The organism is Sulfurimonas gotlandica GD1 (genome assembly GCF_000242915.1).
GTDB classification, from domain to species: domain Bacteria; phylum Campylobacterota; class Campylobacteria; order Campylobacterales; family Sulfurimonadaceae; genus Sulfurimonas; species Sulfurimonas gotlandica.
This window is the reverse complement of sequence record NZ_AFRZ01000001.1, coordinates 2,521,018-2,540,508: the sequence shown is the minus strand read 5'-3', so window position 1 is coordinate 2,540,508 and position 19,491 is coordinate 2,521,018. Positions and strand designations below refer to the sequence as shown.

Genomic DNA, 19,491 nt, shown 5'->3' with positions numbered 1-19,491 from the left:
AAAGATGAAAGATATAGTTAACCAATTAAACGAAGCATTCAAAAACTCTTCTACATTAGAAGTGTTGGAATATCTATTAAAACTTAGAGATAAAAATATATCTCTATCTTCTAGTTTTGGAGCAGAAGATCAGGTACTTACAGACATGATGTTAAGAATTGATGAAAGAGCAAATATTTTCACACTTGACACAGGAAGACTTCCTGATGAGACATATGCTGTAATGAATGAGACAAATTTAAGGTATCAAATCAAGATAAAAGTCTTTTTTCCAAAAGCTAAAGATATAGAAGATTTATATCAAAAGCAAGGAGCAAACGGTTTTTATGAATCTATAGAAAATAGAAAGAGCTGTTGTTTTGCCAGAAAGATAGCTCCTCTAAAAAGAGCACTGAAAAATGTTGACTTCTGGGTAACAGGTCTTAGATCTGCTCAAAGTGTGACAAGAGAAGATATGAAACTATTCGAGTTTGATGAGACAAACAATGTTATCAAAGTCTCTCCTTTAAAAGATTGGTCTGAGGAAGATGTATGGGCATATATAAAAAGCTACAGAGTTCCATATAACAAACTTCACAAACTAGGTTACCCAAGTATAGGCTGTGCGCCATGTACGAGACCGGTAAGAGAAGGCGGAGATATAAGAAGCGGTAGATGGTGGTGGGAAAACCCAGAACATAAAGAGTGTGGACTGCACTTAAGATCTGCGTAGGAGACAAAGATGATTGATAAAGAAAAATTAACACATTTAAAACAACTAGAAGCCGAGTCAATTCACATAATGAGAGAAGTTATATCTGAGTTTGAGAACCCTGCTATGCTTTACTCTGTAGGTAAAGACTCTGCTGTTATGTTGCATCTAGCGCAGAAAGCTTTTTTCCCTGCGAAGTTACCATTTCCCCTACTTCATGTAGATACGAGATGGAAGTTTAAAGAGATGATTGAGTTTCGTGATGAAATGGCTAAAAATCTAGGATTTGAGCTTTTAGTTCATACAAACCCAGATGGAATAGCTCAAGATATTGGACCGTTTTCTCATGGTTCAGCTGTTCATACAGATATTATGAAAACCCAAGGTCTAAAGCAGGCCCTTAATCATTATAAGTTCGACGCTGTTTTTGGCGGTGCGAGACGTGATGAAGAGAAGACTCGTGCAAAAGAGAGAATCTACTCTTTTAGAGATGAGAAGCACAGATGGGATCCTAAAAATCAGAGACCTGAGCTTTGGAATGTATATAACTCTAAAGTAAAGAAAGGTGAATCAATCAGAGTATTCCCTCTTTCAAACTGGACTGAGCTTGATATTTGGCAATACATTTACCTTGAGGGTATTCCTATTGTTCCTCTTTACCTAGCACAGAAAAGACCTGTTGTTGTAAGAGACGGAGTGAAGATATTAGTTGATGATGACAGATTACCTCTAGAAGTTGGTGAAGTTCCAAGTCTGGAGAGTGTTAGATTTAGAACACTTGGATGTTACCCTCTAACGGGAGCAGTTGAGTCAACTGCAACGACACTTCCTGAGATTATTCAGGAGATGCTACTTACTAAAACAAGTGAGAGACAGGGTCGAGTTATTGATAACGACAGTGCGGGATCAATGGAGAAAAAGAAAATAGAGGGGTACTTTTAAGATGTCAAAACAAGAAACAAAAATAGCTAACGATATTGAGAGTTATTTAAGAGAACATGAAAACAAACAACTGTTGAGATTCATTACTTGTGGTAGTGTTGATGACGGTAAAAGTACGCTAATAGGCAGACTGTTACATGACTCTAAAATGATTTTTGAAGATCAGTTAGCTGCTATAAAAAACGACACTAAAAAGTCTGGAACTACTGGTGAAGAGTTTGACTTGGCACTTTTAGTTGATGGGCTTGCAAGTGAGAGAGAACAAGGTATTACTATCGATGTTGCCTATAGATATTTCGCAACTGATAAGAGAAAGTTTATAATTGCAGATACTCCAGGTCATGAGCAGTACACTAGAAACATGGCGACAGGTGCTTCAACAGCAGACTTAGCAATCATCTTAATAGATGCAAGATATGGTGTTCAAACTCAAACTAGACGTCACTCGTTCATTACAAAACTACTAGGTATTAAGCATCTAGTTATTGCGATAAATAAAATGGACTTGGTTGACTTTAGAGAGGAGAGATATGAAGAGATTAAAAAAGATTATTTGGAATTTGCTAAGGAGTTGGGATTAACATCTGACTTAACGCTTATTCCTATGTCTGCTTTAAAGGGTGACAACGTTGTAAATATTAGTGAGAAGTCTCCTTGGTACAAGGGCAAAACACTAATGGATACATTGGAGACGATTGAGATTTCATCTGATAGAGATTTGACTCACTTTAGACTGCCTGTGCAGTATGTAAATAGACCCAACTTAGACTTTAGAGGTTTTTGTGGGACTATTTCATCTGGAATTATTAATGTCGGCGATTCAGTAACTGTTTTACCATCGGGTAAAAGCTCAACAGTCAAAGAGATTGTTACTTATGATGGCAATTTGCAAAGTGCTTATGCACAGCAAGCCATTACTCTCACTCTAAATGATGAGATAGATATTTCACGTGGAGATATCTTAGTTAAGAGTGATGAACAGCCAGACCAAGCAAGTGATTTAGATGTAAATATCGTTTGGATGGATGAAGAGCCTCTTACAAAAGGCAAACAGTACTTTTTTAAACGTGCTTCAACAGTAGTAACTGGTTCTATTGATAGTTTTTATCATAAAACTGATGTAAACACTTTAGAAGAGCAAAGTGTTAGTAAACTCGACTTAAATGAGATTGGATTTGCAAGATTATCATTAAATCAAAGCATTGCATTTGATCCATACGATCACATTAAAGCGATGGGAAGTTTTATCATCATAGATAGAATTACAAACAACACGGTTGGTGCAGGAATGATTGTAAAGAAGTCCGAGCAAACATCAAAAAAGGTGATAAACGAACACTCAGAGTTTGAGGTTGAGTTTAACGCTCTTGTTAGAAAACACTTTCCTCATTGGGAAGCTAAAGAAATTTTATAGGAAATATTATGCCAAAGGAAACAGCAGCGCAGAGGGTTGAACGTATCAAGACCGAAAAAAGCGGCTTAGATGTGTTAAGAGATATACATCATTATGCTATTCATGATGAAGAACCGCATCCTGAAGATATAGACAGATTTAAATGGTACGGTTTGTATACTCAAAACACAAACCTGCAGGCATCTAGCGATGAGACTCTATACTTCATGTTAAGAGTAAAGTTGGTTCAAGGCGCTATAAACTTAGAGCAATTGAGAGTTTTATCTAGCATCTCTAAAGAGTTTGCAAGAGGAACTGCAAACTTTACAACAAGACAGGCTATACAGTTTCACTTTATTAGAGTGCGTGATTTGCCAGAGATTTTCTATAGACTAAAGAGTGTAGGACTAAGCACTGTTTTTGCAGCGGGTGATGTTCCAAGAAATATAGTCACATGTCCTGTAGCTGGTGTCGATGAACATGAAATATATGATGTAACTAAAGTAGTAGCTCAGGTAAATGACTACTTTGATGGAAACAAAGACTTAGCAAATCTACCTAGAAAATACAAAGTAGGAATCTCTGGATGTTCTAAACACTGTATGGGACATGAGATACAAGATCTCTCATTTTCTGCAGTTGAGTTTGAAGATGGCAGAGTTCTATTTGATGTCAGTGCCGGTGGCGGTCTAGCATCTAACAAACAGTTTGCTTTACATCTGGGATTTGTTGAGGCTTATAAGATTTTAGAAGTTGTAAAAGCCGTATCTATTATATATAGAATTTATGGTCTCAGAGATAACAGAAAAAAAGCCAGATTAGGTCATCTAATTGATGCATGGGGTCTTAAAAAGTTCAAAGAAGAAGTTGAAGCAAGTCTTGGTTTTATTTTTGAAAAAGGTGCAGCACAGGAATACACTCCTTATGCAAAAAGAGAGCATTTTGGCATCCATAAGTCTAAAAGTAATGGCAAATCATTTGTTGGCTGTGCGGTTAATGGCGGAAATATTGGGGCAAAAGGTTTAGAAGACTTAGCAGATATATTAGAAAAACATGGAGCAACAACTATAAAAGCGACAACAACGCAAAACTTTGTTGCTATTGATGTTCCTTCAGATGCTGTTAATAACTTGGTTGAAGATTTGGACGCGATAGGCATAGATGCCAATCCTAATCCATTTAAAGCAAGAACAATATCTTGTACTGGAATCAAGTTTTGTAAGTTCGCAATAAGTGAGACTAAAGATGCAGCTATTGATTTGGCAGAGCATCTGCATGCGAAATTTCCAGACTTTAAAGAGACTGTTAGCATCTCTTTAAATGGATGTCCAAACTCATGTGCGCATCCGCATATAGTAGATATTGGTCTGCTTGGAAAGAAGTTTAAAGATGAAAATGGTGAGACAGTCTCTGGTTTTGAGTTAGTCTTAGGCGGAACCCTAGAGGGTGATAAATCAAGATTTGGAGAAAAAATGAAACTCAATATTAAAGCAGATGAAGTTAATAACACAGTTGAAAAAATAATTGCTTCATATATAAAAAGTTCTAAGAAGTACATTGGTTTGTTTTTAAAAGATTTGATAGATGGTGATGAGTTTACTATCTATGATTTGAAATAAAATTCATTCCCTAGTAAATCAATAGATTTACTTGACATTATCTATAAAACTCGTTATCATTGTACAGTATTTAAGATAAAGGTATTAAACAATGGCAATTATATCAACTAAAGGTGCTTACGGCTTAACAGCCATAATTATATTGGCAAAAGAAGACAATGCAAAGTTGTTACAGATTAAAGATATCGCGGCAAAAGGTGATATTCCTCAAAACTATCTTGAGCAGATACTTGTTCTTTTAAAGAAAAGTGGTCTGGTTGAGAGTGTTAGGGGTGCAAATGGTGGATACAAACTATCAAGAGATAAAAACAATATAAGTGTATATGAAGTACTAAACTCTTTGGAGTGTTGTATGGCACAAACTGACAACAAAAGTAACGACAACATGTTACAAGCGTTTTGGGAAGATACTCAAGAAAAAGTAAAAGAGATCTTCCAACTCTCAATAAAGGAACTGGAAGAGTTTTTAGAAAAAGACTCTAAGAACATAACATATCATATATAAATTATGAAATAAAATTAAGGAATATAAGATGAACATTGCAAAAGATGTAACTGAGTTAATCGGGAATACTCCATTGGTGAGAATAAATAAATTCTCTAACGAGACAAAGACTACTATTTTAGGCAAATGTGAATTTATGAATCCTTCTAGTTCTGTTAAAGACAGAATTGCTCTAGCGATGATAGATGCAGCTCTTGAAGATGGGAAAATAAATGAAGGAACTATAATCGTTGAGCCTACAAGTGGAAACACTGGAATCGGCCTAGCGATGGTTTGTGCGGCAAAAGGGCTTAACCTAACTCTTACTATGCCAGAGTCAATGAGTATGGAACGAAGACAGCTACTAACAGCACTAGGTGCAAACATAGTACTGACTCCCGCTGCAACAGGGATGAAGGGTGCGATTGACAGAGCGGCTGAACTAGATGCAGAGATGCCAAACAGTTTTATGCCCCAACAGTTTAATAACCCGGCAAATCCAAGGATGCACCGAAAAACGACAGCTCTTGAGATTTTAAGAGATACAGACGGTAAGATAGATTTTTTAGTTGCTGCAGTTGGAACAGGCGGTTCACTGACAGGAATCGGAGAAGTTCTAAAAGAGGTAAATCCTAACATCAAAGTAATTGCAGTTGAGCCTTCAAACTCTCCAGTAATTTCTGGAGGTAAACCAGGTCCACACAAGATACAAGGTATCGGTGCAGGAATAATCCCTGGAGTGCTAAACACTAAGATCTTCGATGAAGTAATCAAAGTAACTGACGAAGATGCTTTTGCAACATCTAAAGAGTTGGCAAAAACAGAAGGTCTACTGGTTGGCATCTCATCAGGTGCAAACGTTTTTATAGCAAGACAGATAGCCGCAAGGCCTGAAAATAAAGGTAAGACAATAGTTACAATCCTGTGTGATACAGGGGAGAGATATCTAAGTACTAGCCTTTATTCATAAAAATTTAAAGGTAAGTTATGCTAAATAGAAAAGATATTTTTAGACCTTTTATTGAAGAAGAGGTCACTTTTAAACAGATATCTGATGGTATTATCGGTGTAAACAAAGAGAACTACTTTGACTACACAGCATCTGGATTGGCTTACGAGCCTATAGAGCAAAGGATACAAGAAGTACTCACAACATATGCAAACACTCACTCAGAGTTTGCAAGTGACGCAAGAACTACATCTTTTTACTACGATATAGCAAGAGAAAATCTAAAAGAGCATCTAGAGCTGGAAAAAGATTTTGTTCTTCTTCCTTGTGGAACAGGTGCTACAGGTGCTATAAAAAAGTTTCAAGAACTTCTTGGTCTATACATTCCTCCAGCTACAAAAGCCAGATTTAACATCGACTTTGAAAGTCTACAAAAACCTCTTATAGTCATAGGACCTTTTGAGCATCACTCAAATGAGATAAGCTATAGAGAAGCTATCTGTGACACACAGAGAATTCCTCTGGATAAGAGTGGTAATGTTGACGTAGAGTTTTTAGAAGAAGTACTAGAAAAAAATAAGTCTCGTCAGATTATCGGAGCATTTTCAACTGCTTCAAATGTTACTGGAATCATCCCTCCGTATGTGAAGATTTCAAAACTACTGAGAAAGTATAAGGCTGTTATAGCATTTGACAGTGCTGCTTCATCACCGTGTTTGAACGTTGACTCTAAGTTGTTTGATGCTCTATTTCTTTCACCTCACAAACTTCTGGGCGGTCCAGGAACTTGTGGATTGTTGGCAATAAGAAAGAGTCTCATAAATGAAAAAGAGTCCCCTACTTTCGCAGGTGGCGGAACAGTTGCTTATGTCTCATCAAACGATCATATATTTAACTCAAATATAGAGATACGTGAAGATGCAGGAACTCCTGCCATTCTTCAACTCATCAAAGCATCTTTTGCTTACCAACTTAGAAATGAGATAGGAATCAAAAGAATCCAAGAAAGAAAGGTAGAACTCTTTAAACTTCTACAAGATGGTCTATCTGAGTTTGACGACTACACCATCTACGGACAAAATGAAGGGCACAGCAGTGTCGGCATCTTGGCTATAAATTTTCACGGGGTAACGCCTTTTGATCTATGTGAGAAACTCTCACATGACTTTGGCATCCAGACACGTGCGGGCTGTAGCTGTGCGGGACCATACGGACATGACCTCTTTGGCATCTCAGAGGTCGAAGCGGACAATGAAAAACCAAGCTGGCTTAGAATAAGCGTAAATTACACACATAGCGTAGATAGCATCAAGCATCTACTGTTTGCTCTAAAAGAGTCCATACACGAACTAAAAAAGGAAAACAAATGAATAAGGAAACATTAGCTATACATCACGGATATGAGAGAGATTCTCAAGGTACAACGGCGGTTCCAATCTACCAAACAACAGCATACGCTTTTAAAAGTGCTAAGCATGCTTCTGATCTGTTTAGTCTGCAAGACTTAGGAAACATCTATACAAGACTAAATAACCCGACAACTGCGGTTTTAGAAGCTAGACTTGCTGAGATAGAAGGCGGAGTAAGCGCTTTGGCAACTTCAAGTGGTCAGGCAGCTATATTTTACGCTATCACAAACCTTGTAAAAGCTGGAGATAACATCATTCTCTCAGATAAAGTTTATGGCGGTAGTGTCACTCTTTTAAAGCATACTATTAAGAGATTTGGGATAGAAGCGAGAGTATTTAACCTTGATGATCCTTCAACGATAGAAGCACTTGTAGATGACAGAACAAAAGCGATATTTTACGAGTCACTTTCAAACCCTCAAATCGCAGTTGCAGACATAGATGCTATCAGTGCAATCGCTCAAAAGCATGGAATCATCAGCATCTGTGACAACACAGTAGCGACTCCACTTTTAGTAAATCCTATTGCTCATGGTGCAGACATCGTAGTACACAGTTGTAGTAAATATATCTCAGGTCAGGGTCTTGCACTTGGTGGTGCTATCATAGACAGAGACGGTTTAACAGAGTTCTTTAAAGGCAGTACAAGATACCCACACTTCAACGAGCCGGATGAGAGTTACCAAGGTCTGGTATATACTGACCTTCCATTTCCTCCGTTTAACCTGCGTGTGAGACTTGCTCTTCTTAGAGATATCGGTGCGACACCTTCACCATTTAACTCTTGGTCTCTGATTCAAAGTCTTGAGACACTTAGTCTAAGAATAGAGAAACATTCACACAATGCACTAAAAGTTGCAAAGTTCTTAGAGTCTCATCCTAAAGTGTTTAACCTTAACTACCCAGGTCTTGAGGGCAACAGCTATAACGCTCTTGCAAACAAGTACTTCAAAGATGGACAGTGTAGCGGTCTTATCAGTTTTGAAGTTGAAGATAAAGAGAGTGCATGGAAAGTTCTAGATGCAACTAAGCTTTTCTCTATCGTTGTAAATATCGGTGATTCTAAATCAATCATCACGCATCCATCTTCAACTACGCATCAGCAGATTCCACTTGTTGAACAAAAAAAGATCGGTATCACTGAAGGTCTTATCAGACTAAGTGTCGGTCTTGAAAATTCAGATGATCTAATAGCAGATCTTAAAGCTGCACTAGACTCTTAAAAGAAGAAATTATGAACAAAAAAGTAATAGTAGGTATGAGTGGCGGGATAGATTCTTCTGTCACGGCTTACCTGCTCCAACAAGAGGGCTATGAGGTCATCGGAGTATATATGAAGCTCCACGACCTTATAGAAAACTTCCATGAAGACAACATTGCATCTGGAAAAAAAGTAGCACGCTCTCTTGGCATCGAGTACCATATACTTGACCTTAGCAGTAAGTTCAAAGAAGAGGTGTATGACTACTTTGTAGGCGAATACCTCAATGGCAATACTCCAAACCCATGTGTAAAGTGTAACCGCACTATCAAGTTTGGAGCACTGTTTGACTTTGCAAAAGAACAAGGCGCTGACTTTTTGGCAACAGGGCACTATGCAAAAACAGATGGTGAGTTTATCTACAAAGCAGAGGACGACACTAAAGATCAGAGTTATTTTTTAGCACAGATAAAACAAGATGTTTTAAAGCATCTCATCTTCCCTATGAATAAGTACAGAAAAACAGAGATAGTAAAACTTGGTAGCACCCTGCCCGTTATAAAAGAAATAGCGAAAAGAAAAGAGTCTCAAGAGATCTGTTTTGTGGAAAATGTCTATACCGATATCATCAAAAAACATACAGACATAGACCTACCAGGTCTTGCTCTAGATACTGATGGCAATGAAGTCGGTCATCACAAAGGCTACATGCACTACACCATAGGAAAGAGAAGAGGCTTTACAGTCCATGGCGCACATGAGCCTCACTATGTAAAAGAGATAGACCCAAATGCAAACACTATAGTAGTGTGTAAAAAAGATGACCTCGGTGTCTCAAAAGTCCTCATAGACACGCTTAATCTTTTCATAGACAAAAAAGAGTTTGAGTGTACAGTCAAACTAAGATATAGAACTCATAAGATAGCTTGCAAGGTAATCATAGAAGATAGTGAAGCCATGATATATCTAGATAAAAATGTAGACGGAGTAGCTACTGGACAGGTAGCTGTATTTTATGACGGTAACAAGGTTTTAGGTAGTGGGTTTATAAAGAAGACGTTCCAGTAGCTTCTACACTCTTCTAGAAGCTATTAAAAGACAAAACAGCCTTAGCTACTACACGAACATCTGCTTCTTTATATACTAGATGCCCATACTCTTTGTTGATAGACACAAACGTCATTCCATCTGACTCTTGTTTAGCTTTTTTTATCCACATCCTGTTCTCATAATAGACCAGATATATATCTGCATCTACTACTCCTCTTTGAGAAAGGTCAGCAACAACAAGTGTACGGTCTTTAATAACAGGCTCCATAGACTCACCATCAACCTTTATGACAAACAGCGAACCTTTGTTTATCGGTTCTTTAAGCAGATTTGTAGAAAATTCCAAAACTTTTTTTTCATTGTTTGCATCAAGAGCATCTACGTATTCAAGAGTGATTAGAGACAAGTTTTATCCTTTTACTTGGGAGTATATAGATGTAGTTTAACTTCCATAACCAACCTTTTCGCTTAAGCTACATTTTGTGTGTTATGTAAGATATTTGCGAAATAACACACAAAGTGTAATTTAATTTGAATATACAGTATTAAACAAACATCCAAACTTTAAGAATTTTATAGATTTTTTCTCTTTTTTTATCAAAAATACAAATAATCAACAAAATCAACCCTTTTAACACACAAACAACATGTAAGTTATTTATGTGATTTAAGGTTATTTTACATATAATGTGCTTGAATAAATAGTTATCCGCTCACTGCGTGACCGGATAACGGGGGCGCGGGTTGAACACCCACTGGTCATCTGTCGCACAGCGCCAGATAACAAGCGGGAGGAGCAAGCAACCATTGCAAAACCTAAAGGTTTTTCAACGGCAGTTACTCACCCGCGCCCCCGTTATGTACATATAAAGGAATAATAAAAATGTGTGAAATAGACTGGAATCTTACCGCTGATATGCTAACTGGCGCAGGAACACTACTAGCTGGATTGGCAGCTATATTTGTTCTTCCTTGGCAGTTGGGCTTCAGAAAAGAAGCCAAAGAATCTAAAAAGGAAATTGAATCTTTGCATACTTCTTTAAAATTAATGTTCCCTATGTACAAGCAATATATGGCTAGTGAAGCTGGTATCGTATGGAGCGATTATACAAGTGATGCCGATAATATTGTTAAAGGAATTTCTAAAAAATTTGCACTTGATGAAAGACTAGTGCGAAGCATACTCGATGAATTACAACAAGAAGGTAAAATCTAAATTGCACATAACAAGTACGAGGAACGCAATAATTTCCCTCGGGAAAATTATCGCTCACGACAAACGTTAACATCAAAAGGGAAAAATAAATCATGTCAAATGTTTCGGAGACAATTATTCTTAGTGTTGTATCAGGTATTGCAACAAGTTTTTTATTATTTTTAATGTCACAATTATTTACTAAATCATTTATTCCATGGTATAGGAAAACTGTGTATAAAGGCTTGGATCTATCTGGACTATGGATTGCTGAGTACAAAATGCAGAAGGTTCAATTCGAAATAATACAATTTGCTGAAAGCTTAACGGGTACATATACAGTTGCTAGTAAAGATAACAATAGAGGTATTAGAACATATGCGTTAAATGGAACTATTATAGATGGTTTTGTAAACTTATCATTAAACAATATTGATCCAAAAAAAATAGGTCATATAAACATGCTTCTGAAAGTAAATGGAGATGGCGGGATGCTTAGTGGTTATTCAAACGAATATGCGATTAATACAAATCGAATATTTTCTAGAGAAGTCTGTTTTTGTAGAGAAGGTATGCAGACTTACATAAATGTTAACAAAACCTTGGAGGATGAATAACATACCCTAGCGGGTAGTTATCCATCAAGTAAAACGTTATATTAAGGTATTGCAAATGTATGATAAAAATTTAATTATAAAATTGTTTTTTACATTTATGGTTTTCTGTTTAATATATTTATTTGTTTTTCCAGTGGATTTCCTTAGTAGTTTGTTTAAGATTCTATTCTTTTTATACATGCCAGATACAAGAATTGGAACTATAGTTATTTTTCTTACAATATATATTGTTTATGTTATAAAAAGAAATAATGTTATTAACGCATTAGATAATTATGATAAATTATATGATATTATATTTGCTGTAATTATTGCTCTCTTTATGAATGGGATGATACAGCTGCTATCTGAAGATGGGTTGATATATATATTTGATATCCCATTTTTAATAAATAAGTATGAATTTATTATATTATCTTTTATAATCACATTTATTATAGCTGTCCCTTATATGATTTTTATTTTTCATTCTAAAGGTAAGCATTCATTATCAGTATTGATTGTTAATACATTATTTGGGTTAGCTAGTTTGTTTTTAACAACAACAATTAGTTTAAAAGAAACTAATATGTATTTTGATAAATCAAAACCTAAAATAATTGAAGGAATTGTTGAAGATAGAAGGACAGGCAGTGCATATAATCGACAAGGGTATGGTAAGTTATATTATATCACTTATTCAGGGTATGAAGAAAGGGAAGTTCCCCCTTCGACATATAGGGAAATGAATATTTCAGATAAAGTAAATATGTATATAAATGATGGTTATTTAGGTGTAAAATGGATATCTAAAATTACACCCCAGTGAATGAATCTCCACTTTTTTAGTTGTTCTAGTTTTATCTGTTTTTCAGTATATCTTTTGTTGATTCAAGTACGAGATTGCACCATTTTTTCATATCATATTGTGTTGCTAGCTTTGGTAGCAGAGTATGTTTTATATCAAGCATCTCGTCTATTGTTTGCTTAGCATTTTTTATATCAAATGATTCTGCTATCTTTTGCACATCTTTACTTGTTAACTCGTTAACATCTTTAAAAATTACACCCCTGTGAGTGAATCTCCACTTTTTTAGTTATTACACTATCTCTTTCGTTCATATTTGAACTATTTGTAGCATAATTAGCGTAAAGTAGATAATATATGAACGATTACTTGCTAGAAAATAGGGGCTAGGTAATGCACGTTACACCCCAGTGAATAAATCTCCACTTTTGATTCGCTCCAATCAGAATAATGGGAACAAGTAATATTAAAAAGTTTTGTTCTCTCTTCATTCCAAAGGCAAGTTAATATATTAAAATATGAAGAGATTGCAACTGCATTGAAAGGTTACAAAGCTGGAACTTATGGCGGAGTTATGAAAGCTGTAATGAAAGGTCAAATTACACCCCTGTGAGTGAATCTCCACTTTTTTAGTTGTTATAGATTTATCTGTTTTTTAGTATATCTTTTGTTCACGTTACACCCCAGTGAATAAATCTCCACTTTTGACTCGCTCCAATCAGAATAATGGGAACAAGTAATATTAAAAAGTTTTCTTCTGTCTTCATTCCAAAGGCAAGTTAATATATTAAAACAATTTTTAAGTATAAGAGATTATAATACAAAAATACTATAATTTTACAAGGATTTAAAATGAAAAAAATTGTTTTAGCGTTATTTGTAAGTACAATCGCACTCATGGGTGCAGTTGAACCAAAGGCTTGTGCTGCCTGTCATAATGCTGATTTTAAAAAATCTGCACTTGGTAAATCAAAAATTGTTTCAGACTTAAAACATGAGGAGATTGCAACTGCATTGAAAGGTTACAAAGCTGGAACTTATGGCGGAGTTATGAAAGCTGTAATGAAAGGTCAAGTTGCTAAATACTCCGATGCTGAGTTAGAAGCATTTGCCCAAACTATCGGTAAATAATTTAGTTTCTACTCTTCTATAGCTCCCATGCTTAGCTTGGGAGTCTATAACAAAGCAGCATTAAACCTCTTCTTTTACTCCTCTGAAGTATTTTATTAACTATACATTTGCATCTCTTATTTTTGAATCTTTGAAGTTGTTTAGCATGATTGCACTTTGCGAAGTTTTAATATTTAGAGAATTTATTGAGGTCTTTTTACAGACAATTATAAAAATGCTGTGATATAATATAGCGTATTTAACAATAAAGAGAAAAATATGTGGTTTTTTGGATGAGTATTTTACGTAAAAAAATAATAAAGCCACTTAGTGCGGTCTCTTTGCAACGTAAATTATTTATGTTTGTTCTTGTCGCTCTGTCGCTGATAATCGTCGCTGGTGGAACATTTATTTATAAACTTGTCAACGATACTTTTATTAAATCTGAGAAAACTCATATTGCAACAATTGCTGAATCATTAGCCCCGAGAGTAAGCGTATGGTATTTTATAAATAATCAAGCTAATGTCTCCGAAATGGATGAATTCTTGAAAAGTATGCTTGCTTCATATAAACTTGAATATATCGCTTTTAAAGATAACAGTGGAGCAATTATATCTGAGAGTAGTACATCAGCGTACATTGCAGGGGATTCATACAACATAGAGTATAAAAAAGATGTCATCAGCCCAAAAGAAGATCATCTTAAAAATATAATGGGAACTCTTGAACTTGTTAAAAGTAACCAAATATTGAAAGAACTATCGTATAAATATATTACTACAGGAATTCTTTTTGCCGCTTTATTGGCGCTGTATTTTTATTTGGAAATGCGTCTGTTAAAAGAGTTGCTGATGCCTTTAAGTAGGATTGCAGATGAGATTAAAGGCTATCTGCCAGGTGACAAACTTGTTTTTAAATCAATTGCTCTAAACAAAGATGATGTGATATTTGAGATTGTCAACGGGTTTAGGCAAATGCAGCAAAATATTGATGATGGAATGAGAGAAAAAGCCATTGAAGAGGAAAACAATAAAGCTAAAGATGCCTTTTTACTTAAGCAATCACGATTTATTGAAATGGGAACAATGATAAGTAATATTGCTCATCAATGGAAGCAACCTCTAAACATAGTTGAACTCTGTATTACTGATTTAACAATAAAAAGTATGATGGGAGAAGTGGATTCAAAAGACCAGGAAAAAAATTTTAACGAGATTCATAACCAAGTACTCTTCATGTCAAAAACTATAGATCTATTTAAAAATTTTCTAAATGAAGACCATCGTAAAAAAAACATTGAAATATTTCCAATTGAAAGAGCAGTTGGGGAAAGTTTGCAGTTGCTTGATAGTATGTTTGACAAAAATAAGATATCTATTGAGGTCAATCTAGATAAAGAGTCTTTTGCCTATGGATCTATCAGCGAAATAGAGCAAGCTATTTTGATTATACTTAATAATGCTCTTGATGCAATAATAGGAAAAAATAAAGATAGTGGTAAAATCATTATTGAGTCTACTGTTGAAGGTGAAAACAATATTATTAAAATCAGTGATAACGGTGGAGGCTTTGATAAGAGTATTGCCGATAAAATATTTGATGCATATTTTACAACAAAGCATCAGGCGCAAGGCACTGGACTCGGGCTTTTTATAACAAAAACAATCATTGAGATAAAATTTAACGGCACCATAGAAGCATATAACTTCAAAGACGGTGCACTTTTCTTGATTAAAATCCCTCTACCAAATTTTCAGTAGAGTATTTTCCTCTCTAGCACATACAAGTTATTGCTCTCATGGCAAGAGTCTCTAAATCTGTCTTTTAGCTCTCTATCATATGTCATAACATAGATATTTGCATCTCTTGGACTTAGCTCTTTAAAGTTGTTTAGTAAGACACCATCCGCTACATTTTTTCCATGATCACATTTTGTAAAGTTAAAAGAGTTAAATGTTTTTCCAAAGTCAAAGAGGTCTGCTTCCCACTCTGCTTTAAAAAGATAGAGTGAGTCAGGGTTACAAGACACATATATGTTTTCATCTTCCAACTCATAAGGCTCTATAACCTGAGAAAACATTGGAGAAATATTTGAGAAGTTTTCTATATCCCAAAAGAGGTATGATTTTTTTGCTGTGCTTTGCTTCTTCTTATTAAAGAGAACCAAGTTCTTAGATATGTCTAGATGCACATGAGCGTCATCATTTACAAAGGCTATCTGCTCTTTTAGCTTTTTAGCATCTGTAGATGTAAACTTTAAAAGTTTTGAGAGTTCTATATACATATCTAATTCTTCTAGCTCGTATTGGAATTCTCCACTTTTGTACTTCTCAAAGCTTTTTAGCTTCTCTTTTGAGTAGATAGTCTCAACTGTAATAGGCTCTTTAGCCTTAAATGCACGTATAACAGAGACAAAGATATTATAAGCGTTTCTTGTCTTGGCAAGTTCTATATTGCCATAATATTTTTTATTTATAATAATTTTTTTCATGATTTTTATTATATCAAAACATTGACGCGAATAAAATTTACTTATAAAAAACACTTAAAATCAACAATATACTACTTTAAGAACAGTTTAAAAAAAATTAATAAATTTTTGTAATGCTTTAATATTAATTTATGCTTAGCTTTGCAATAATTGTTGCAATTCGATAATAGTTTCATAATTATTACAATTATTAGAATATTATCATTTTAAAATACAATATTTGTAAAATCTTGCAAATTATTAAGGGAAAGGGATGGAGTATTTTGATTTTGGTGTCAATATGGCTTTTGCTCTCATAATTATTAGCACTTTAGCTAGTGTTGTCTATGGAGTAATCAACTGGAACAAAGACGGGTATGTTAAACCGCCTGAATTTGTTAAAGAGTGGAATAAGACTGAAAAAGAGATTGAGGATGAACTATAATGGGTATTTTTGAAAATATAATTATCATCCTTTACTTGGCTGTTTTAGGTTACTTAGGTATTAGAGGTTATAAACAGACTAAGAACACAACCGACTATCTTATAGCCGGTCGAGATACGCATCCATTTATTATGGCACTGAGTTATGGAGCTACATTTATTTCAACTGCAGCAATCGTTGGTTTTGGCGGAGTTGCTGCTTGGCTTGGCAACTCTCTGCTTTGGCTTACGGTGTTTAATATCTTTATAGGTATTTTTGTAGCATTTGTATTTTTGGGAAATCCTACAAGAAAGATGGGTTATCGTCTAAATGCACATACGTTCCCTGAACTTCTTGCTAAAAGATTTGACTCTAAGTTTATTCAGATGTTTGGAGCATCTATTATTTTACTGTTTATGCCGCTTTACGCAACTGCGGTTCTTATAGGCGGTACTCAGTTTATTGCTCTTTACTTTGGAACAGACTATCATATGTCACTTATGGTATTTTCTATAATCATTACAGCTTATGTAATCGCTGGTGGGCTTAAAGGGGTAATGCTCACAGATGCGCTACAAGGGACTATCATGTTTGTAGCAATGGTCATCTTGGTCTTTGTTACATTTGATTCACTTGGCGGTGTAAGTGCAGCATTTGAAAAACTAGACCATGTTTGGCAAGCGACTGTTATAGACCCTCTTGCAGCTAAAAGCATAAAAGAGTTAGCACCTGGTTCACCTGACTTTATGATGAAACTTTCACTGCTTTGGGGGTTTGAGGGTTGGAATTCAATGCCACAATTTTTTAGTAAGGGTTGGTTATTTGTAATCACTACTATTACTATGGGTGTTGGTATCGGTGTTCTTGCTCAACCACAGCTAATAGTTAGATTTATGACAGTTAAGTCAAAGCAAGAGTTAAACCGTGCAGTTCTTATCGGGTCTGTGTTTATCGTTGCAATGACAGGGATTATCTTTATAGTAGGAGCACTTTCAAACGCTTGGTACTATGAGTTCAATGAAGGTAAAAATGCACTTCAAAGTGCCGGTGCTATCGGTAAAGTAATCCCTCACTTCATAAACACTGCTATGCCTAAGTGGTTTGCATTTATATTTTTGTTTGCACTTATCTCTGCGGCTATGAGTACACTTTCATCTCAGTTTCACACTATGGGAACAGCAGTTGGACGTGACATTTTTGAGCAAATCAGTTCTAAAAACCACAACTCTATAACTGTGACAAGACTCGGTGTTATCATCATGATTATCATCTCAGTAAGTCTTGCCTACGCTTTTGATGACCAACCGGCAATCATTGCCCGCTCAACTGCGATATTCTTCGCTCTATGTGCGAGTATCTTCCTACCAAGCTTTATCGGAGGCTTGTTCTGGAAAGGTATGACAAAAGCAGGAGCTATCAGCTCTATGTTCGTTGGTTTGATAGTATCAAGCTTTTGGCTTATGTTTGTTCACTTCAAAGAAGCAAAATCTCTTGGTATCTCAAAAGCCATCTTTGGTAAAGATTCACTTTTAAGTGGAGATATTATCTTCGTAGATGCATTAATGATTGCCCTGCCACTATCTATTATCACAGCTATCGTTGTCTCTTTAATTACTAAAAAGATGGATGAAGCTCATCTAAACAAATGTTTTAACGACTAAAAAAGGAAGGAAGAAGTATGAAGAAAAGAAGTTTAATATTAGCAGCACTTTTAATTACTGGTGTAAGTGTATCGGCAGATACAATTGAAGAAGCTTTTGCCAAAGGTAAAGTTCAAGGAGAGCTGAAATCTTTTTATATAAACCGTAGTTATGACGGTGTAGCAACACAAACTCGTGATGGTCTATCTGTAGGTGGTCACTTAAACTATAACACTGCAAAGTATTATGGCTTTGATGTGGGGGCTACTTTTTACACTACAAACAAAGTAGATGAAAAATCTTCAACTGCTAATGAAAACGACAACACACTTTTTGGTGCAGATGGCGGTGGATACACTGTTTTAGGTGAAGCTTATATTGGTTATACAGCTGCAAAGACAACCGTACAGTTTGGTAGACTAAGTATAAATACACCGTTTGCAGCTCCAAATAACTTTAGAATGCTGCCAAATACATTTGAAGGTTTAGTTGTAAAAAACAGCGATGTAACAGACACTAAGTTTGAGTTAGGTCACATCACTAAGATCCAGACAAATGGTTTTGCGAACTCTGTTCCTGTTACAAACGGTGTACTTGATCCAAACAGCTCGATGACTAGACTCAGTTTACTGTACGGTTTTGGTCCAGGATATAAAGTAGGTGAATTTGCAAATATTGCAGATGTTTATCTAGGTTCTACAAACACAAAATCAACTGCAGGTATGACGTACATAAATGCTAAGTATACAGGTCTAAAAGGTTTTACTTTTTCTATCTGGGATCAGTATATCCACGACATCATGAATATTGTTGTAGCTAAGGCTAGTTACAAAGGTAAGCTTAGTGATGTAAATACATTTGCATCTGTGTTTTACACAAAACAAGACAGCGTTGGAGACAACCTTTTAGGAAAAGCTTTTGACACAGGTAGCGGTGCAAAAGATGTAGATTCTACTCAATATGGAGCGATGCTAAAAGCTTCACTGGATAACGGTTTAGGAATAGACCTCCGTTATGTAAATACTCCTGCATCTGCAGGAAGCGTTTTAGACGGTGGTATCGTAAATGCACTTGGTGGTGCAAATCCGTTTATCATCTCTCAAGGTGCACTTCACGCCAACTTTGGAGACACAGCTTCATATATGGCGGGAGTTGACTATCAGTTTAAACCACTTACTGGTATCGACCTGCTTGCAATGGTTAAGTATTTTGAGTACGACATAGGTGAATACAATGGTTACCAAAGTGGCTACTCATGGAAAACAAAAGAGGTAGATTTAGACTTTATCTACAAAGTTACAAAAAACTTTAAACTGCGTGCTCGTGCAAACTTTCCAAGAGATTGGTTTGATTTAGGCGGCACAACACAATTAAGTTTTGACGAATATCGTTTAATAGCGTACTATAAATTTTAGTAATTCTCAATAATTGTATAGTTTAGCCTTAATTTAAGGAATTATTATATAACTATTGTGTAAATTAACATTAAGAAATCTTTTATAGATAA

20 protein-coding genes are annotated in these 19,491 nt (G+C 35.5%); 17 read left to right on the top strand and 3 right to left on the bottom strand.

The window, feature by feature from the left end:
- Nucleotides 1-4 precede the first annotated feature (4 nt).
- The 9 genes from SMGD1_RS12535 to mnmA all read left to right on the top strand — a co-directional run bounded on the left by SMGD1_RS12535 (nt 5) and on the right by mnmA (nt 9,756).
- On the top strand, nt 5-712 hold the full coding sequence (locus SMGD1_RS12535) for a phosphoadenylyl-sulfate reductase (protein ID WP_008339777.1): 708 nt from the start codon (nt 5-7) through the stop codon (nt 710-712).
- A gap of 9 nt (nt 713-721) precedes the next feature.
- Nucleotides 722-1,633, top strand: coding sequence for a sulfate adenylyltransferase subunit CysD (gene cysD, locus SMGD1_RS12530; RefSeq protein WP_008341483.1), 912 nt, complete (start codon nt 722-724; stop codon nt 1,631-1,633).
- Nucleotide 1,634: 1 nt separating this feature from the next.
- On the top strand, nt 1,635-3,047 hold the full coding sequence (gene cysN, locus SMGD1_RS12525) for a sulfate adenylyltransferase subunit CysN (RefSeq protein ID WP_008341480.1): 1,413 nt from the start codon (nt 1,635-1,637) through the stop codon (nt 3,045-3,047).
- An 8-nt stretch (nt 3,048-3,055) separates the two neighbouring features.
- Nucleotides 3,056-4,645, top strand: coding sequence for a nitrite/sulfite reductase (locus SMGD1_RS12520; RefSeq protein ID WP_008341478.1), 1,590 nt, complete (start codon nt 3,056-3,058; stop codon nt 4,643-4,645).
- A 91-nt stretch (nt 4,646-4,736) separates the two neighbouring features.
- Nucleotides 4,737-5,150: an RrF2 family transcriptional regulator gene (locus SMGD1_RS12515; RefSeq protein WP_008339703.1), complete on the top strand. Its 414-nt coding sequence runs from the start codon at nt 4,737-4,739 to the stop codon at nt 5,148-5,150.
- 28 nt (nt 5,151-5,178) lie between these two features.
- Nucleotides 5,179-6,099 (top strand): cysteine synthase A, encoded by a 921-nt coding sequence (cysK, locus tag SMGD1_RS12510; RefSeq protein WP_008339750.1) that lies wholly within the window; start codon nt 5,179-5,181, stop codon nt 6,097-6,099.
- Between the two features lie 17 nt (nt 6,100-6,116).
- The gene (locus SMGD1_RS12505; RefSeq protein WP_008339871.1) at nt 6,117-7,448 is read left to right on the top strand and encodes an aminotransferase class V-fold PLP-dependent enzyme; all 1,332 of its coding nucleotides are present in this window, start codon (nt 6,117-6,119) and stop codon (nt 7,446-7,448) included.
- Nucleotides 7,445-8,710, top strand: coding sequence for an O-acetylhomoserine aminocarboxypropyltransferase/cysteine synthase family protein (locus tag SMGD1_RS12500; protein WP_008339877.1), 1,266 nt, complete (start codon nt 7,445-7,447; stop codon nt 8,708-8,710). The genes SMGD1_RS12505 and SMGD1_RS12500 overlap by 4 nt, the downstream gene beginning before the upstream one ends.
- 11 nt (nt 8,711-8,721) lie before the next feature.
- Nucleotides 8,722-9,756, top strand: coding sequence for a tRNA 2-thiouridine(34) synthase MnmA (gene mnmA / locus SMGD1_RS12495; protein WP_008339857.1), 1,035 nt, complete (start codon nt 8,722-8,724; stop codon nt 9,754-9,756).
- Between the two features lie 13 nt (nt 9,757-9,769).
- Here mnmA and SMGD1_RS12490 read toward each other — a convergent pair whose 3' ends face one another.
- Nucleotides 9,770-10,144, bottom strand: coding sequence for a S24 family peptidase (locus tag SMGD1_RS12490; protein ID WP_008339762.1), 375 nt, complete (start codon nt 10,142-10,144; stop codon nt 9,770-9,772).
- A 477-nt stretch (nt 10,145-10,621) separates the two neighbouring features.
- Here SMGD1_RS12490 and SMGD1_RS12485 point away from each other — a divergent pair, with 477 nt between their 5' ends.
- The 3 genes from SMGD1_RS12485 to SMGD1_RS12475 all read left to right on the top strand — a co-directional run bounded on the left by SMGD1_RS12485 (nt 10,622) and on the right by SMGD1_RS12475 (nt 12,358).
- Nucleotides 10,622-10,954 (top strand): hypothetical protein, encoded by a 333-nt coding sequence (locus tag SMGD1_RS12485; protein ID WP_008339640.1) that lies wholly within the window; start codon nt 10,622-10,624, stop codon nt 10,952-10,954.
- A gap of 92 nt (nt 10,955-11,046) precedes the next feature.
- Complete coding sequence (locus SMGD1_RS12480; RefSeq protein ID WP_008339752.1) at nt 11,047-11,550, top strand: hypothetical protein; 504 nt, start codon at nt 11,047-11,049, stop codon at nt 11,548-11,550.
- A 55-nt stretch (nt 11,551-11,605) separates the two neighbouring features.
- Nucleotides 11,606-12,358: a hypothetical protein gene (locus SMGD1_RS12475; RefSeq protein WP_008339709.1), complete on the top strand. Its 753-nt coding sequence runs from the start codon at nt 11,606-11,608 to the stop codon at nt 12,356-12,358.
- 31 nt (nt 12,359-12,389) lie between these two features.
- Here the strand turns inward: SMGD1_RS12475 and SMGD1_RS14780 are convergent, their stop codons facing one another.
- Nucleotides 12,390-12,557 (bottom strand): hypothetical protein, encoded by a 168-nt coding sequence (locus tag SMGD1_RS14780; RefSeq protein ID WP_008339801.1) that lies wholly within the window; start codon nt 12,555-12,557, stop codon nt 12,390-12,392.
- 632 nt (nt 12,558-13,189) lie between these two features.
- Between SMGD1_RS14780 and SMGD1_RS12470 the strand changes: the two genes are divergently transcribed.
- Both SMGD1_RS12470 and SMGD1_RS12465 read left to right on the top strand, forming a co-directional pair.
- The gene (locus SMGD1_RS12470) at nt 13,190-13,468 is read left to right on the top strand and encodes a c-type cytochrome (protein ID WP_008339731.1); all 279 of its coding nucleotides are present in this window, start codon (nt 13,190-13,192) and stop codon (nt 13,466-13,468) included.
- A 272-nt stretch (nt 13,469-13,740) separates the two neighbouring features.
- On the top strand, nt 13,741-15,210 hold the full coding sequence (locus tag SMGD1_RS12465) for a sensor histidine kinase (RefSeq protein WP_008341470.1): 1,470 nt from the start codon (nt 13,741-13,743) through the stop codon (nt 15,208-15,210).
- On the opposite strand, the gene SMGD1_RS12460 is transcribed toward SMGD1_RS12465, so the two are convergent.
- Nucleotides 15,204-15,941: a hypothetical protein gene (locus SMGD1_RS12460; protein ID WP_008341469.1), complete on the bottom strand. Its 738-nt coding sequence runs from the start codon at nt 15,939-15,941 to the stop codon at nt 15,204-15,206. The two genes, SMGD1_RS12465 and SMGD1_RS12460, sit on opposite strands and share 7 nt — an antisense overlap.
- Before the next feature lie 253 nt (nt 15,942-16,194).
- On the opposite strand from SMGD1_RS12460, the gene SMGD1_RS14775 reads away from it, so the two are divergent.
- From SMGD1_RS14775 to SMGD1_RS12450, 3 genes are read left to right on the top strand one after another with little or no spacing between them, the layout of a single operon-like run.
- Nucleotides 16,195-16,365 carry a symporter small accessory protein gene (locus SMGD1_RS14775; protein ID WP_171801008.1) on the top strand — a complete coding sequence of 57 codons (171 nt, stop codon included), beginning with the start codon at nt 16,195-16,197 and terminating at the stop codon, nt 16,363-16,365.
- On the top strand, nt 16,365-18,005 hold the full coding sequence (locus tag SMGD1_RS12455; protein ID WP_008339771.1) for a sodium:solute symporter family protein: 1,641 nt from the start codon (nt 16,365-16,367) through the stop codon (nt 18,003-18,005). Before SMGD1_RS14775 ends, SMGD1_RS12455 begins: the two co-directional genes overlap by 1 nt.
- Nucleotides 18,006-18,022: 17 nt before the next feature.
- The gene (locus SMGD1_RS12450) at nt 18,023-19,399 is read left to right on the top strand and encodes an OprD family outer membrane porin (RefSeq protein WP_008339663.1); all 1,377 of its coding nucleotides are present in this window, start codon (nt 18,023-18,025) and stop codon (nt 19,397-19,399) included.
- The last annotated feature ends 92 nt before the right edge of the window (nt 19,400-19,491 follow it).